Genomic DNA, 16,330 nt, shown 5'->3' with positions numbered 1-16,330 from the left:
ATTGCACTAAATGAAGTAAACCGGTTTCTAGATAGTCTAGAGACTTTTGCCAATCAGACTTCCACATGATTCACGAACAACCAGCTGAGGTTCAACAAGTTTAGGTTCAATATCTTGCTTTTGTTGAATTAAATGCTGTAACATTTGTGCTGATAATTTCCCAATAGTTTCTTTATCCTGCTTGATTGTAGTTAATTTAGGCTTGCTAAATTGGCACGCTTCGATATCGTCACATCCAACCACAGCAATATCCTCAGGTACGCTTAATCCGTGCTCTTGAATCGCCTCTATCGCACCTAATGCCATTAAATCAGATATTGCATAAACCGCCCTTGGATAGGGTTTCTTGCTTAATATCCGCTTCGTTGCAACGTAACCACTTTCTGCAAAAAAATCACCAGTTTGAAGCCATTCATCAACTATAGGTAAAGATAAACGTTCCATTATGTTTATAAATCCTTGTTTTCGATTTTTTGCAACATAAGATTCTTGTTCACCGCCAATATAGGCAATATCTTTTATAGAATTATGATATAAATGTTGTACGACACATTCAGACAGCATCTGGTTATCTGTTGTAACGTAACTAGTGTTAGGTCCAATAATTTCTATATCAATCCCTATACAAGGTATCTCACTTTTTACTAATTCTTCAATTGTATCCTCGATATCGTCACCAGAAATAATAAGGCAACCATCCACACCAAAATGCTTACATCTTGCTAAATAGCTACCGTTGTCTTGTTTGAATTGCTCATTAGAAAACAATAAAATATCATAGCCGGACAATCCAACAGCTTTCTTAAAAGAAGTAATTACTTTATTAAAAAATGGGTGGGTAAAATCGACGTTAATTTTTCCAGCATAAATGACTCCAATTAAGTTGGATTTTTTTGTAGCAAGTGATTTAGCAGAAAAAGTTGGCTGGTAGCCAGTTTCATTAATGATCTCCATTACCCTTTGCTTCGTTTTTGCATTTACACCGTTATAATTATTAATAATTTTTGAAACAGTAGCTCTTGAAACACCTGCCCTGTCTGCAATATCTTGAATTGTAAGATTCATGCTAATTCCCTTCCTATCCGGCCTGTCGCTAGCTGATCCTGTCTATCCAATACGCCTAAAATTTATAGTTATATTATACCATATGCTGCTTCAATAGTTGATAAATTACAAAGCTTCTTGTTGAATTATGCCGAAAATTATAAATTTATATGTTTCCCCAATTGTATATGGGGAATCTACTATATATAAGGCTAAATGAAAGTTATCTTATATAGATTAAATAAAAGTTTGTATTATGGAATGATCTATAGGAAATACTAAAAGAGAGATGAACTGAAATTTAACTATAGAGGGGAACAATGATGACGAGAACGAATAGAATAATCTGGATAATAGGGAATATAATAGTTGGAGTTAGTGTTTACTTTGTATTTTTATTAGGTGTTTTCCAAGCGTGGGCACAACAAGGAAGTTTTTTGTTATATGCGATTGGCTCAATTGTAGTAGTTTTAATCATATTCTGTATATTTAACCTTATTATAATTTCTAAAGAAAAAGCGAAGAATTGGGCAATATCTGTATTTATTTTAATGGGTTCCCTAGGAGTTACGATGTTAATTTACGGTACTTTACAGAATACAATTTTTGAATAAGTAAACAATGCATTCTTACAGATTGATATTTTTTAAGTTTAATATTATAGAAAAAAGGACATACTGTTACTAATAAGAAATATATTTGTAATAATAATGAAACATTTCGCGGAGTTCAAACGTCTATATAGATAGAAAGTAAGTAAGTAGAAAGGATGTTTTTTTGTGAAGAACTTGGTTTTAGCTGCAATAGCTATCATTTTATTCTTATCTGGTTGTGGAACAAAGGAACTGAGCAGCAATGACGTGACTAGCGGTAAAAAAGAAGTGCATCAGCACGAAAGCAATGTTGTTAATGCTTCGCCAAAACTAAATACATTTGTAAACATTAACCAACCATCAGATAAACCAAGTACTGAGACGCAGTCCCTTACCGAGCAAACACAACCTGAAAACACAAATACAGAGAGTAAAGATGGAAATGAAGAGCAAATGGATGAATCTGTATTCCTTGAAGTATTAAATAAATACAATAATATGCTAGATACAATAAAATCAGATGTAAACAATGACAATTTCTCTGAAGAAAATATGGGATATAAATTTGAAACGATTCAAACGAAAGAACAGCTTTATGATGTATTCTCAGGATTTATGACAACAGATGCCGCTGGTGCCTTATGGAATGAGTACGTAAACCAAAGTGAAGATGGATTGTATTTAATCCCGAGGGATGGTTATCCTTTATTCACCAAAGAAACTGGCTATACGATTGAAAAGATAGATCAAGAAACTTACAGACTAGTGCATAATCATGATGATGAGCTACATGGAAAATTTGATATGATTTTCACTTTCAAAAAATTCGACGGTAATTGGAAAATTACAGAGATTGAATATCAAAGAACGGATAATGAATTTGTATAAGTGCGTGTTCAAAAAGGTGCCGAATTAGCAGCAAGCAGATCGAGGCGGCGTAGTTTCGAGTAGCGGAACGTATGCTTTTAATACGTGAGCAACGGAAAAACAAGCCAACGAAGAGATGCGCCGCTGATCATTTGGTGACTTTTTGAACAACCTCTATAAGCAAAAAAAGGCACCTAAGTCGGTGCCTTTTTTTATGGGCATGGAAGTATTAAATTTACGCTTGGATAATTTTTGGATAGGTTAGCTGAGGCTCTTACACAGGTACGTAATAATTTCTTGCGTTATTTTAGGATTATACTAGCGATTAAGATTTACTCTTATTGACAGATCATATTGTAAAGTAGATGACTAGGTTTGGTAAAATTAACGCTTCTTCAAGAAAGCCCTGCGTTCTGCATATTCTGAGCAGGCGAGGCATACGTTGATCGTTTTACCTTTGTCGTTTATATACGTTTGCAAAGGCTTAATTTTTCTATTACATATAGCGCAGCTTGAACGGCGGAATATACTAAAAATAGACAATGGCCTCACTCCTATAGCTATAGTTTGTGTATCCATGATAACATGGAACATTCTAATTTATCATGGACAGTGTGTTAGCGTGCTTTTCTAAGGCGGGCAGATATTATCAGTGGTAAAATGGTTATTAAATATAATGAGATCTAATAGGAGACGATAAATTTGTATATATACATCGTGGAACAGTTAAAAGAACAGCATGAACAATCGAATGTACTGCGGATTGAGGCGGGGAAGGAAATGAAATATCTGATCGAAACTGATCAGAAATTAGATGAAGAACTTCTCGGAAGTGAAGACAAAGTATACGAAGTGATTGATGGTTCGTTACATATGAGTGGCAATGCTTTCGCGGTATTTAATAATATCCCGGTAGTAGAAGAAGGCAGGGAGTTGTTTGAGGAAAGGTTCCAGGCGCGCGCCCGCAAAATAGAAAGTGAACCCGGGTTTGTAGCAATTAGAGTTTGCAGACCTTTGAATTCGGACACCTATATGGTGCTTACACTTTGGGACACGGAAGATGACTTTGAAACCTGGAGACAATCAAATGCATACCAACATGCGCATGAAAAGCGGAAAACCTCAGAAGGAATAGACGTACAAAAGCCGCAAATATTTCCACGACCATCTTATGTGGAGAAATATCATATAACAGAGTAAGCCTTAGCCAATTATGGTAGAGGCTTTTTTCTTATTTATTTTATAAATATATTAATGTACTATTTACAATAGTGTGCGATACACACTATAATGAAAATAGGAGTTGATCAAAGTGAGCGATGTAAATGAATTAGTGGATAAATTACTGCAGGAACTGCGCAGAGGAACGATAACGATTGGTGTACTTAGTCAGCTTAATCAGCCGCAATATGGGTATTCACTCGTAACAATGCTTTCGGAGAAGGGTGTACAGGTAGAGCCTGGGACTTTATATCCTTTACTTCGCAGGTTGGAAAAACAAGAATTGTTACAAAGTGAATGGGATACGAATGAAGCTAGACCACGGAAATATTATTTGCTCAGTCCCAAGGGAAAACAAGTGTACGATTTGCTTTGTGTACAATGGCAAAAAATTGTTTCAAGTATGGACATTTTAATTAGCCAAAAGGAGGAATGAAACGTGGAGATTATCGATCGCTATATTTATGCCGTCACGAAACGACTGCCACAAGCTCAACGAACCGATATAGGAGAAGAGCTACGCGGTTTAATTGCAGATATGCTGGAAGACAAAGTTGGAAATCGAGAGGCGACAAATCAAGAAGTAGAGGATGTATTGACAGAGCTTGGCAATCCTTATGATTTGGCAACTAAATATGGAGGGGCTAAAAATTACCTTATAAGTCCGGAGTTGTTTTTTCCTTATCTTACGATTTTAAAGATTGTATTGTTTGGAATATTAATAGCGATGACAGTAGTTTTTGTGATTGAAGTAATCATTGATCCAAACGCTATGATGCAGCATTTCTTAAATTTTATCGGATCAATTATTAACGTAGCCACAGGGGCTTTTGCTTGGATTACGATTTCATTTGCGATCGCCGATTATTATGGGTTGATTCCACCTGAAATGAAGCATAGTAGAATTGGCAATTGGAAGCCGTCAGATCTTCCAGCTGTCCCTGATAAAAAACGTCAGATCAAACGTGGTGAAGTTATAACGGGAATTGTCTTTTCTGTAATAGGTCTTGTATTCATAATTTCCTACAACCATTTGTTTGGGATACCAATCTTTGAAAATGATCAATTGATAACGATTGTTCCATTTTTAAACGAGGAAGCTCTCTCTAGATTTCTACCTGCTATATATATAATTGTCGGGATTGGTATTTTAAAAGAGTGTATAAAGCTTATCTTCGGAAAATGGACGAAAAAGCTTGCAATAATAAATGTACTGCTTAATATTGCAACATTTGCTTTTGTCTTTCTGTTGGTAGTCGATAAAGTAATTTGGAATCCTGATTTTATGCAGCAGCTTGCGCAATATACGGGAATCAATCCTGATGGAGAAGATTATACAACCATAGAAGCAATTTGGGAAAATTCAACATCCGTTGTTTTTATCGGATTTTTAATCGTCTTAATTGTGGATACGGTAACCGTGTTTTTTAAAGCGCTAAAAAAATAGGTGCGTACGGCTTAGAAGTATCTATTCGTAATAAGCTTGTTGTTATTGCACGGGGAACATCGGATTGGGGTATTTATCTATAGCTAGGTTATTACCAATCTGTAACGGTTATGTCAGCGGTGGTATTTGCTGCGGTCAATGAATCTGAACGGCCACTACTGCCCTTTTCTGTGACAAAGAGGCATTATAAAAGATTATGCGGCCACCAGCGCACTTATTTGGCTGGTATTGTGGTTTCAACGATTGTTTTCGACATATAAGTGCGCTGGTGTCCGTCAAATCATCGAAACTAAAACTTCAAGAGAAATAAGCGCTTATATGGCCGCTCAATCCGGTCAGTTCTTCTGCTGCTGGTATAACTAGACCCTTGAGGAGAAATCACGAGCACTACGTCGTATTTTCATTCAATTAGGTAGTTTAAAAGCAACAACTCAAAACAGCCTTTGAGAAAGATAACTATTGAACTTGTTGGTAATAAATAGGATAATATAAACAAGGAGGGATGTTATGAAGGTAATCATAGATCAATTGGACAAGTTATCTCAACAATATAAATATGAAGAAAAAGTGTTAATTGTCGATTCCTATGCAACTGGTAATAAAATTATTACCGCATTCATCCGCGCGGGACATCATGCAATTAACCTTAAAACCAAGACAGTTAAGCAACTAGCAACAGATTTGGTAGAGCAATTTACGAGTGAAACAAAGCATTATTTAGACGATGCTGTTGGATCACACTTTGTTTATACCGTACTTAAACAGTTAGCTGATCAACACTTACTCACGTACTTTCGTGGCATGGAAGTTACCCCATCATTTAGCAATAGCTTACATCGAACGATTACACAACTGCGCCTCGCTGGGTATGCCAGTCACAGCCTCAATAAACAAGCATTTATATCTCCAGAAAAAGCAGCAGATTTTGAATGGATTATGGCTGATTATGAAGCTTTGATGGCAGCAAACCAATTTGTTGATGATGCAGCATTGATTAAACAGGCGATAACACTGGCACCAACGCAAGACAACACAGTTTACATGCTGCAATCAAATTTACCTCTCACAAAACTAGAACATAAGCTGTTAGAACAGCTACTTCCTGATGATACCATTAAGCTCGGATTGCCTAATATACTTGGTATTCCCAGTCCTAACTACCATGATCTGCGAGCAATTTCGTGGTCTGAACCGACTCCATTTAGTTACTTGTACCAGCTAAATGAGGCGAGACAAAAGCCTGATTTATTCCTATCTACTAGCAAAACGGAAGAAGTGGAAATTAAACATATTTTTGAACAGATCAAACAGTCTCAAGCATACTTAGATGAAAGCGTCATTTTTTATACAAAAGCAGAGCCGTATGTAACAATAGCTTTTCAACTAATGGAAAAATATCAAATACCGATCACTTTTGCTGACGGGCTACCGATTAGCTTTAGCCGACCAGGCAAGCTAGTAAAAGGGCTTATAACGTGGATGAAGGATAAATATAGTGTGTCTACTTTTATCACATTAATGAACGAGGGTCTATTTGATTTTCCAGAAGGTGCACCATCAAAAACGAAAATATCCAGTATATTACGCGATACGAAGATTGGTTGGGATCAAGCGCGCTACCATACGCAACTGCAGTTAAGGCTGGAAGCGCTTAATCAAAAAATAGCAGGTGCGACTAGTGATGAACAATTGGAATATTACCAAAAGCAATTAGGTGATGTAACGTGGTTGTATGAATGGTTTGTGAAGCTATTCAAGCACCTTCCTGTAGTTGAAGCAGAGATGAATTATCGAGGTCTTTTGAAAGGAATTGAAAAACTGCTTAAAGATTATAGTCTTGCGGTTTCAGCACTTGATGAGATTGCCAAGGCGGAAATGCTTGAAAGGATCGAGATCATTTTACCATATGCAGAAGCATCATTAACTAGTTACGATGCTTTTGAAAAAGTTACCGACCTTCTATTGTCGTTGCGTATCAACCGTTCCGGTCCGAAACCTGGACATTTACATCTATCTTCTTATAAGCAAGGATTATACGGTAGTTGGTCACATGTATTCATTGTTGGCTTGGACAACCGCTCATTCCCAGGAACACCAAGTGAAAATCCGCTGTTGCTTGATGAAGAAAGAAAGCAGTTGAGCAGTTTTTTGCCTTTGCTTCAGGAAACGGGCAAGGAAAATGTTTATACGATGCTGCAGATTTTAACCTTAACGAACGGTCAGGTGTCATTTAGTTATTGTAACTTTGATATTAATGACAATCGAACAGTAAGCCCTTCGCACCTATTTTTACAAGGTTATAGAATGGCATGGGACAAGCCTGAAGCTGAATTTAAGGATGTTAAAACGATTGATGCACCACTAACTGCATCAGACATTTTTGAAGTGAAAGACTATTGGAATCGTATACTCGCAAAAGATACAGTATCCGAGCTGGATGCTAAGTTGATGCAGTATTATGAAAATCTCCCACATGGTATTAGAGCGGAGCAACAAAGAAAAGTAGATGCATTCACGTCATATGACGGTATGGTTGCCATTGATGAGGCTATTTATGATCCAAGGCAAAACAAAGATAGGCTGATGACAGCAGGGAAGCTAGAACAGCTTGCAGCGTGCCCTTACGCTTATTTCTTGGCGGAAATTCTTAAAGTGAAACCGGTCGAAGATGTGAGCTATGATCCGTATGCTTGGCTTGATGCAGCTACGAGAGGGAGTTTGTTACACAGTGTGTTCGAAACCTTTTACAAGTCTTTAAAACGTAAAAATGAGCAACCCTTTTATGCTTCTCATAAGGCACTTATTACTCAAATTGCCCAAGCGCATATGGATGAATATAAGCAGCTCCAGCCACCACCAAGTGCACGTATATTCGAGCTGGAAAGAGAAGATATTATGCTGTGCTGTGACATCTTTTTGAAAGAAGAAGAAGCGCATGGCAAAGATTACGAAGCCCAGGAATTTGAGTACACGTTCGGAATCGGTGACACCGTCCCAGCCAAGATCACCCTAGCATCACAAGAGACAATTTCTGTATCAGGAAAAATAGATAGAGTAGACAAATCGGCTGATGGTGATTATCACATTATCGATTATAAAACAGGGGGCACCTACAGCTACGCGGAGAATGATTATTTTAAAGGGGGACGTCAGCTGCAGCACTTTATTTATGCGGCAGCAATTGAGGAGCATTTAAAGCTAGAATCAGGATCTGTGAAGGAGAGTGCCTATTACTTCCCGAGCACAAAGGGATTAGGGGAACGATATGTGCGCAAACAAGACGATCATCTTCGTACAAATGGGCATGACATATTAGAAAGATTAGTTGATGTTATCAAACACGGCCACTTCACGATGACAGATGATGTGAACGATTGTAAGTTTTGTGATTTTAAATCGGTATGTCGTCGGGCTTTTTATGCAAAGGAAACATTGGAAGTAAAGCAAATTGATCAAGATGCAGTTGGATTGCAGAAGTTCAAGGGGATACGCGCTTATGAGTAGAGAAATAGTTGACCAACAAGCACGGGTTAAAATAGAGCAGGAGCTTTCTACCAACTTCTTAGTTGAAGCTGGAGCAGGTTCAGGGAAGACGACGAGTCTAGTGCAGCGGATGGTTAATTTGATTTATACAGGCACGTGTGAAGTAAACAAAATTGTTGCGATTACTTTTACGCGAAAAGCCGCTGATGAGCTAAAGCTTCGTTTTCAGGCAGAATTAGAAAAAAAGTGGCAGGCGGAAGTCGAGCCTGCTTCTGAAATACGTCTTGCTCATGCGCTGCAAAATATGGAGCAGTGCTTTATTGGAACGGTTCATGCTTTTTGTGCGAAGCTCTTAAGAGAAAGACCGATTGAGGCAAAGTTAGATTTAACGTTTCAGGAATTAGAGGAAACAGCTGACCAAGAGCTACTAGAAGAAGCGTGGCACAGGTACCTTTATCTTTTACAAGAAACTAATCCAGAGCAGCTTTCCGAAATGAATCTTTTAGGAATCAAGATAGATGAGTTATTTGAAACTCTCAAAGACATTAAAAATTACCCAGATGTAGAGTGGATAACTTCGCCAACCGAAAAACCGCAGCTACTAGCAACCTATCAATCGTTTGTGGCGATTATTCAAGAGGCAAAGCGTGCATTGCCGGAAACGGAACCTGACAAAAAATATGATAGCTTGCAAAAAGCAATCCTTGCAACATTAATGAAAATGCGTCATATCGATGAAGCTAGTGACAAGCAAATCATTGAGATCTTCGAGTTATTTGATAAGAACGTGAAGCCAACTTTAAATCGTTGGGAATCAAAAGAAGATGCAAAATATTACCACGAAAAAATTACAAGCATGTTTGATCAATCAGTTAAAGGATTGCTCCAAGCGTGGAGAGAGTATTGCCATCACAAGGTAATTGCGATTCTTTCTGGGGCAATGCAAGTATATGAGCAATTAAAGAAGCAACGTTCATTACTCAATTATCAAGATTTGTTAATCAAAGCAAATGCATTACTGAAGGATAATCCAGAGATTCGCAGCTATTTCCAACAACGATATCATTGTCTACTCGTTGATGAATTTCAAGATACCGATCCAATTCAAGCGGAGATCATGTTTTTTCTAACAGGTGAGGATCATCATCAAAGATTATGGACAGCATGTAAACCAAAGCCTGGTTCTCTATTTGTTGTTGGTGACCCGAAACAAGCAATCTACCGGTTTCGGCGTGCAGATATCGATACCTATAACCGTGTGAAACAATTGATTGAGGCACATGACGGAGAAGTGCTGCAGCTAACGATGAATTTTCGCACCGTAAATACCGTAACCGAAAAATTAAATGGTGTGTTTCAGCATGCTTTGCCTGAAAATGAAAGCCTTTATCAAGCGGCATACCGCCCGCTACATGCTTTTCATCAAGACACAGGAAATAAGCCTTCTGGGATAAAACGACTCGCTGTTTCTGCTGACTATACGAATAAGGATGAAGTTATTAGCCAAGATGCAGAAAATATCGCCCTCTATATTCAAGCGCAGTTAGGTGAGGGCTTTGCTGCGAAGGACTTTATGGTGCTCACGCGATATAACGATGGGATTGCTACATATGCACAAAAAATTGAGGATTACGGTATTCCTGTTAGTGTGAGCGGAGAAATTGTGATTGGTGAAATAATTGAATTTCAAGATTTATTAACGTTATTAAACACGTTTGTAGATCCGACAGATTCATTAGCGTTAGTTGCTACGTTACGAAGCGTATTTTTCGGTATCAGTGATGACGATCTTTACCAGTGGAAACAGGCTGGAGGATATTTCTCCGTATATAGTGATATGCCGAATACGTTACCTGTGCAAACGCAAGAAAGATTCACGATCGCATTAACTAAACTAGCAACCTATCAAAAATGGATTCGTGCCTTTAACCCTGCAACAGCGATTGAGAAAATCATCGATGATAGTGGCTTTTATCCGTTACTTTTACACAACAAACATGGAAAAAGAGCGCAAAAAAGTTTGCTGCAAATAATAGAAGCAATGCGAAAAGCAGAATCGAATGGAACGACGACATACCAAGCGATGTGTGAATTATTCACTAGCATGGTCATGGAAAAAACAGCAGTCGCTAACTTAGAAGAAGATGCAGATGCAGTTCGGGTGATGAATGTGCATAAAGCAAAAGGGTTGGAAGCACCAGTAGTCTTTCTCGTTCATCCGAAAAAACAAGTAGACCCAGAATCGTTTTTGTCCAAACATATCAAACGGGAAGACAATCGTTCGAAAGGTTATTTTTCATTTTCGATTAAAAAGAGCTTTCAGTCAAAGACAATCGCACTTCCATTAGACTGGGAAAACATGAAAGCAGAAGAACTGCGTTATTTAACTGAAGAAGAAATCCGTATTCTCTATGTTGCAGCAACTCGGGCAGAGCAAGCATTAATTATTAGCTCTAGTGCAAAAAATGATAACAAAAACCCGTGGCGTCAACTGTTGGCAATAGAAGATGTGGAACAGGTTGAACTTCCTGAAGTAGAACGAGGCGAAGAGACAAGTCAAACCACTACATTGATCACGCTACAGGAGTTTCAAACACAGACTACGAAACAATTAGACTGGTTGGAAACTAGCAAACATAATACGTATAGAATGTGGAGTCCAACGGATGACAAGGATTACGCGGCATTGTCAGGGATGGAGCGTGCTGCTGGTGGCGGACAAGCATGGGGGACGATTATCCATGAGGTATTAGAAAAGGTTGTCCAAGGTAAGGATGTAGATAACTTTATTAAAAATAGCTTGAAGCGTCATCGCATCCCGGCCGATCGCGAACCAGAAGTAAAAGACTATGTTCGTATATGGAAACAATCAACAATCTGGGACGAGCTTCAATTCGCTGATCAAGTGTTAACGGAAGTCCCAATAAGCATCAAGGTTGCTTCCGGTGATCCGTTATATCCGCTATTACACAAGCAAGCAGACGATTATTCGCCGGTGCTCGTTAAAGGTGTAATTGATTTAATCTATAGAAAAGATGGACAATGGACGATTGTTGATTACAAAACCGATCGCCCTGAACATGCTGACGATTTTAAAAGACTCCGAGATTTTTACCGTGACCAAATTACTTTTTACGAGCGTGCCTGGGAGTATATGACAGGGGATAAGGTGAAGGAGAGTCGGCTGTTTTTCTTTTCGGAAGTGGTGGGGTAGTGATTTCGAATAGTGTGTTCTGGATAAACAGGAAAAGGCCTCGATTATGCAACCGAGGCCTTTTATTAACTAATGGCGGACACTAGCTACTCTTTATCTACTAATTCTATACTAGCGCTGAATATAATATTCTAATCTCATGGTGACCGATTAAATTTCAGCAAACACACGACTACTCTGCATTCACAAAGTAAACGTGATTATCTGTCCATCCACCAAATTCATAGATGAAAGCTTTTCTCGTACATTCAAATTCCATTCCAACACTTTCTGCTAGACGAATAGATGCTGAATTATCTAAATTAATATGTGCCTCAATTCGGTGGTAATTCAATTGGGCAAAGCCGATCTGTAGAGCCTCTGCGATTGCCTCTTTGCCGTATCCTCGGCGCCAGTATTGATTATGTATCGAGTAACCAATCCGCCCCCATTGAAAATCCATTCTTTCTAACGTGGAGAAGTCTACCATGCCGACATGCATGCCATCATCCAAGCGAAAGATGCCGAATACGTATGCGACATCATCTGCGGCAAGCTGCTGATGCTTTTTCACCAGATCAGAAAACCATTGTTCTGTACACGCAGTCATATCTATCTTTCCTTGATCATGTCTGTGTTGAGAAGGTAATCGATCTGAAAACCCGTGTAACCAATTCGTATAATCGGATGCTTGCAGTGGTCGAATTATTAGTCTGTCTGTTGTTGATATGTGGTCAAATGTAGTCAAATAAACACCTCTTATGCTGTATCTTACTCAGAAAGTCTACCATAAGCAGATGTATTCTAAAAGAGAATGGTGGCAAATGTAACTACCGATATGAAATAGGAAAGCCTTCGAAATATACGATCTGGTCAATTCGGATATGGAAGGCATTTTCTTTTTGAGAATTCAAAGATAGAAGACTCTATTGAAATTAGACAAATGAAGCAGAAGTGATGCTATTCCCATTTAATAAAAGTTATGCTAAAATTTCTACAATTCTAACAACTCATTATAAAGGGGCTGTCTGTGTGAAAGAGGTCATGGAGTTTGCGAATAGCAGTTCGATTTGGATTTTTGCCTCGCTAGTTATTGCAATGGTTGTTTTGCAAGGTGCCATTTTTATTAAATTGGCAGCGAATACAAGTAAAGAAATCGGGATGACAGGTAACAAGGTGAAGAGTGCACTAAAGACAGGTGCGATCAGTGCGATTGGACCATCTTTGGGAATCATGGTGGTTGCCATTTCTTTAATCACCTTCCTTGGCGATCCGCTTACCATGATGCGAATTGGCATTATCGGTTCCGCACCAATTGAAGCGTTAGGTGCCAGTCTTGCTGCTGAAGCGTATGGTGCTGATTTAGGTTCCGAAGCGTTTACCCGTGAAGCACTCACTACAGTCGTCTGGGTTTTATCATTTAGTGGAGCGCTTGGGTTGTTCGTCGTTGCCTTTTTTACAAAATCGATGGGCAATGTTGAAAAGAAAATCGTTGCAAAACGTGGAGATGGAAAAATAATGATTGTTGTTACGACAGCAGCAATGATTGGAGCATTCAGTTATTTAGCAAGTGCTGAGATGATGAAGGGATCTGTTCATACGATTGTTGGGTTTGCTGCAGGGATTACGATGATGGCTTTTGTTTGGATTGCGAATAAGTTTAAGATTACGTGGTTAAAAGAATGGTCACTAGGTCTTTCTATTTTAAGTGGTCTGTTATTTGTTTACATCGTAACCTAATGGAGAGGGAGAGATTATCTTGGAAGCTATCAAAAAGAACAACGAGTCTGTGCAAGTAATCAGTGAAGCGAAAGCAATGGACAAGTTTCATCAACAAGCACATTTATGGGGGCGAATACCGATTTGGGTTGTTATGCTCGTATCAATCACCATGCCGCTTTATCTTTCGTTTGTTGTTGGCTATCATCCTGGCTGGCAACCAATCATAGCAGGATTTCTAGCGTATGCAGCGATTATGGCATTAGGGTGGGCACTTGAGCCTGTGCTTTATTTCCCTACGTTAGGCATATCAGGCACCTATTTAGCATTTCTAACAGGAAACATCTCAAATATGTGCTTGCCTTCTGCCGCAGCCGCACAACATGCAATCGGCGCAGAACCTGGTACAAGAAAAGGCGAGATTACCGCAACGTTAGCGATGGGAGCGGCCTCGCTCGTTAATATAGCAATCTTAATTCCTATCATTTTTACCGGCTCTTATCTATTATCTATCTTGCCTGAATCCGTTTATAGTCTATTTGAATATGTGCTGCCCGCGATCTTTGGTGCGATTGTTGGCCAGTTTGCGATGCGAAGGCCATTGTTTGGCGCCATTGGAATTGCAATCGCGATTGTCGTAGCGGTGTTTGCGCCACCAGCATTACAAAACATTTTCGTTCCGCTTATTGCGACGATTGCTATTTGTGTATGGATTGATTCTAAAGTCAGTTCGAAGGAGGCTTCCTAAGTGGAGAAGCAGCTATTAACTACCAATCAGACGTTAAGCATGCATGAAAGACCGGAGTTAATTTTACAAAAGCTTATCCAATTTAATACAACAAATCCTCCCGGCCATGAAAAGGCCTGTATAAATTATATAAAAGATTTATTGGGGGCGTATGGTATTGTGTCTACAATCGTTAGCCGTGATGAAAATCGACCAAATTTAATTGCTAGATTAAAAGGTGAAGGCGACGCTGCCCCGCTATTACTCTATGGCCATGTTGATGTGGTCACAACAGAAAATCAACGTTGGACGCATGATCCATTTGCTGGGGAAATTATCGATGGTTATGTATGGGGAAGAGGTGCAGTCGATATGAAAGGCTGTGTTGCGATGATGATAGCTGCCTTTCTAAAAGCAAAAGTAGAGCAAACCCAATTATCAGGAGATGTGCTGCTCGTTATCTTAAGTGACGAAGAGGACGGCGGCGATGATGGGGCAAAGTTTTTAGTAGAACAGCATCCCGAGCTATTTGATGGGGTACACTATGCGCTTGGAGAATTTGGTGGCTTTTCTATGGAGCTTGAAGGGGTCCGTTTTTATCCGATTATGGTTGCTGAGAAGCAAATGTGTTCGCTAAAGGTCACCTTAAGAGGTCAAGGAGGACATGGGTCGATGCCGGTTAAAGATGGCGTCATGAATAAGTTAGCTGTATTTTTAGAAAAGTTAAACCAGCCACTGCCGATTCACATCACACCCGTCATCATGGAGATGATTGAAGGTATTGCGAATGAAATGCCTTTTCCAAAAAAACAAGCACTAAAACAATTAGCTAATCCAAGAATGACACGTACGATATTAAAGCTGTTAGGAAAGCAAGGACAACTGTTTGAAGCATTGTTGCATCACACTGTTGCTGCCACGATTATTCATACAAGTGATAAAGTAAATGTGATTCCAGGTGAGGTTACCGTCGAAATTGATGGTAGGATTTTGCCAGGGTTTACGGAAGAACAATTTCTTCATGAGTTAAAGGAATTAATAAAGGATGATGAAATTGAGATCGAAGTGACGCGCGCAGATATAACAAATGCAAAAGTAGATATGGAACTATTTGATCGGTTAGCGACTATTATTAAAGAAAAGGATCCAGATGGCGTGCCGATTCCTTTCGTACTTCCAGGTGTAACCGATGGTCGCTTTCTATCAAGCCTTGGCATTCAAACATATGGGTTTACACCATTGCGATTACCACCAGAATTTGATTTTTTAAAAACGGTGCATGCGGAGGATGAACGCGTTCCTGTAGATGCTTTATACTTTGGTGCCGATGGGATATTTAAGGCGCTGCAGAGCTTTGGGAATAAATGATGGTTGAATTTATTATCATTATCGTTTAACCTTCCTAGTTAGCAAGCATCTTCTTAGATAGGAGGGGTGAGCATGAATCAATTTGAACATTCACTGGAATTATTTATAGAAAGTGCTGGATGGTTAGCTCCTGTACTTTTTGTTATTTTACATTTGATTCGGCCGCTGTTGTTTATTCCGGTTATTGTTATGTGCATTCTTGGAGGAGTACTATTTGGTTTTTTTGAAGGTGCTTTATTAAATTTTATCGGTCTTTCGCTCATGAGTTTGGTCTCTTATCTACTCGTTAATAAATTTCCTAGATTTCGTAAGGGAATCACTAGATTAAAGGACAAAATGTTTAAAGATAGGACAATATCTGTTAGCCAGGTTATGGTTCTAAGAATAATGCCATTTGTTCATTTTCATTTATTATCGTTTTATTTGATCGAAATGACAAAATCAATAAAGGAATATATGTATCTGTCTGTTATAGGGTTAATAATGCCTGCTATTATGTATACAGCATTTGGCGAAGCAATTACCAAACTTCCTTGGTATGTAACGGGAGTAATCGCTATTATATTAATCATTATTTTTCGTTATTTGGAGAAATTAAACAAGACGAAAGTGGAGCCGACGTAAAGGTGCGTCCGGCAACAATAACATACCAGATGCTCATCGATTTG

Annotated in this window: 13 protein-coding genes; 11 read left to right on the top strand and 2 right to left on the bottom strand. The window is 38.8% G+C overall.

The window, feature by feature from the left end; genetic code table 11:
- Positions 1 to 36: 36 nt before the first annotated feature.
- A complete protein-coding gene (locus ACI6MV_RS08185; RefSeq protein ID WP_407269793.1) occupies positions 37 to 1,065 on the bottom strand; it encodes a LacI family DNA-binding transcriptional regulator in 1,029 nt (342 codons plus the stop codon).
- Positions 1,066 to 1,367: 302 nt separating this feature from the next.
- Here ACI6MV_RS08185 and ACI6MV_RS08180 point away from each other — a divergent pair, with 302 nt between their 5' ends.
- The 7 genes from ACI6MV_RS08180 to ACI6MV_RS08150 all read left to right on the top strand — a co-directional run bounded on the left by ACI6MV_RS08180 (position 1,368) and on the right by ACI6MV_RS08150 (position 11,869).
- A complete protein-coding gene (locus ACI6MV_RS08180) occupies positions 1,368 to 1,658 on the top strand; it encodes a hypothetical protein (RefSeq protein WP_407269792.1) in 291 nt (96 codons plus the stop codon).
- Between the two features lie 165 nt (positions 1,659 to 1,823).
- A complete protein-coding gene (locus ACI6MV_RS08175) occupies positions 1,824 to 2,525 on the top strand; it encodes a hypothetical protein (RefSeq protein WP_407269791.1) in 702 nt (233 codons plus the stop codon).
- A gap of 681 nt (positions 2,526 to 3,206) precedes the next feature.
- On the top strand, positions 3,207 to 3,704 hold the full coding sequence (locus ACI6MV_RS08170) for an antibiotic biosynthesis monooxygenase family protein (RefSeq protein ID WP_407269790.1): 498 nt from the start codon (positions 3,207 to 3,209) through the stop codon (positions 3,702 to 3,704).
- Positions 3,705 to 3,816: 112 nt separating this feature from the next.
- On the top strand, positions 3,817 to 4,161 hold the full coding sequence (locus ACI6MV_RS08165; protein WP_407269789.1) for a PadR family transcriptional regulator: 345 nt from the start codon (positions 3,817 to 3,819) through the stop codon (positions 4,159 to 4,161).
- A gap of 3 nt (positions 4,162 to 4,164) precedes the next feature.
- On the top strand, positions 4,165 to 5,172 hold the full coding sequence (locus tag ACI6MV_RS08160) for an HAAS signaling domain-containing protein (protein ID WP_407269788.1): 1,008 nt from the start codon (positions 4,165 to 4,167) through the stop codon (positions 5,170 to 5,172).
- Positions 5,173 to 5,679: 507 nt separating this feature from the next.
- Entirely contained in the window at positions 5,680 to 8,676 is a 2,997-nt protein-coding gene (locus ACI6MV_RS08155; RefSeq protein WP_407269787.1) for a PD-(D/E)XK nuclease family protein, read from the top strand.
- Positions 8,669 to 11,869 carry a UvrD-helicase domain-containing protein gene (locus ACI6MV_RS08150; RefSeq protein WP_407269786.1) on the top strand — a complete coding sequence of 1,067 codons (3,201 nt, stop codon included), beginning with the start codon at positions 8,669 to 8,671 and terminating at the stop codon, positions 11,867 to 11,869. Before ACI6MV_RS08155 ends, ACI6MV_RS08150 begins: the two co-directional genes overlap by 8 nt.
- 172 nt (positions 11,870 to 12,041) lie before the next feature.
- On the opposite strand, the gene ACI6MV_RS08145 is transcribed toward ACI6MV_RS08150, so the two are convergent.
- Entirely contained in the window at positions 12,042 to 12,596 is a 555-nt protein-coding gene (locus ACI6MV_RS08145) for a GNAT family N-acetyltransferase (RefSeq protein WP_407269785.1), read from the bottom strand.
- Between the two features lie 284 nt (positions 12,597 to 12,880).
- Between ACI6MV_RS08145 and ACI6MV_RS08140 the strand changes: the two genes are divergently transcribed.
- From ACI6MV_RS08140 to ACI6MV_RS08125, 4 genes are all read left to right on the top strand, one after another.
- Positions 12,881 to 13,588 carry a DUF5058 family protein gene (locus ACI6MV_RS08140; protein WP_407269784.1) on the top strand — a complete coding sequence of 236 codons (708 nt, stop codon included), beginning with the start codon at positions 12,881 to 12,883 and terminating at the stop codon, positions 13,586 to 13,588.
- Between the two features lie 19 nt (positions 13,589 to 13,607).
- Positions 13,608 to 14,315: a small-conductance mechanosensitive channel gene (locus tag ACI6MV_RS08135; protein WP_407269783.1), complete on the top strand. Its 708-nt coding sequence runs from the start codon at positions 13,608 to 13,610 to the stop codon at positions 14,313 to 14,315.
- On the top strand, positions 14,316 to 15,662 hold the full coding sequence (locus ACI6MV_RS08130) for a M20/M25/M40 family metallo-hydrolase (protein WP_407269782.1): 1,347 nt from the start codon (positions 14,316 to 14,318) through the stop codon (positions 15,660 to 15,662).
- A 72-nt stretch (positions 15,663 to 15,734) separates the two neighbouring features.
- Positions 15,735 to 16,286 carry a TVP38/TMEM64 family protein gene (locus ACI6MV_RS08125; protein WP_407269781.1) on the top strand — a complete coding sequence of 184 codons (552 nt, stop codon included), beginning with the start codon at positions 15,735 to 15,737 and terminating at the stop codon, positions 16,284 to 16,286.
- The last annotated feature ends 44 nt before the right edge of the window (positions 16,287 to 16,330 follow it).

It is taken from the genome of Radiobacillus sp. PE A8.2, assembly GCF_045635475.1.
In the GTDB taxonomy this organism is placed as follows: domain Bacteria; phylum Bacillota; class Bacilli; order Bacillales; family Amphibacillaceae; genus JBJGXI01.
This window is presented reverse-complemented; position numbering and strand designations above follow the sequence as displayed.

Excerpts from the sequence above, each read along its gene's own strand:
- ACI6MV_RS08185 (WP_407269793.1), bottom strand. The coding sequence starts at position 1,065 with ATGAATCTTACAATTCAAGATATTGCAGACAGGGCAGGTGTTTCAAGA.
- ACI6MV_RS08180 (WP_407269792.1), top strand. The coding sequence starts at position 1,368 with ATGACGAGAACGAATAGAATAATCTGGATAATAGGGAATATAATAGTT.
- ACI6MV_RS08150 (WP_407269786.1), top strand. The coding sequence starts at position 8,669 with ATGAGTAGAGAAATAGTTGACCAACAAGCACGGGTTAAAATAGAGCAG.
- ACI6MV_RS08155 (WP_407269787.1), top strand. The coding sequence starts at position 5,680 with ATGAAGGTAATCATAGATCAATTGGACAAGTTATCTCAACAATATAAA.
- ACI6MV_RS08125 (WP_407269781.1), top strand. The coding sequence starts at position 15,735 with ATGAATCAATTTGAACATTCACTGGAATTATTTATAGAAAGTGCTGGA.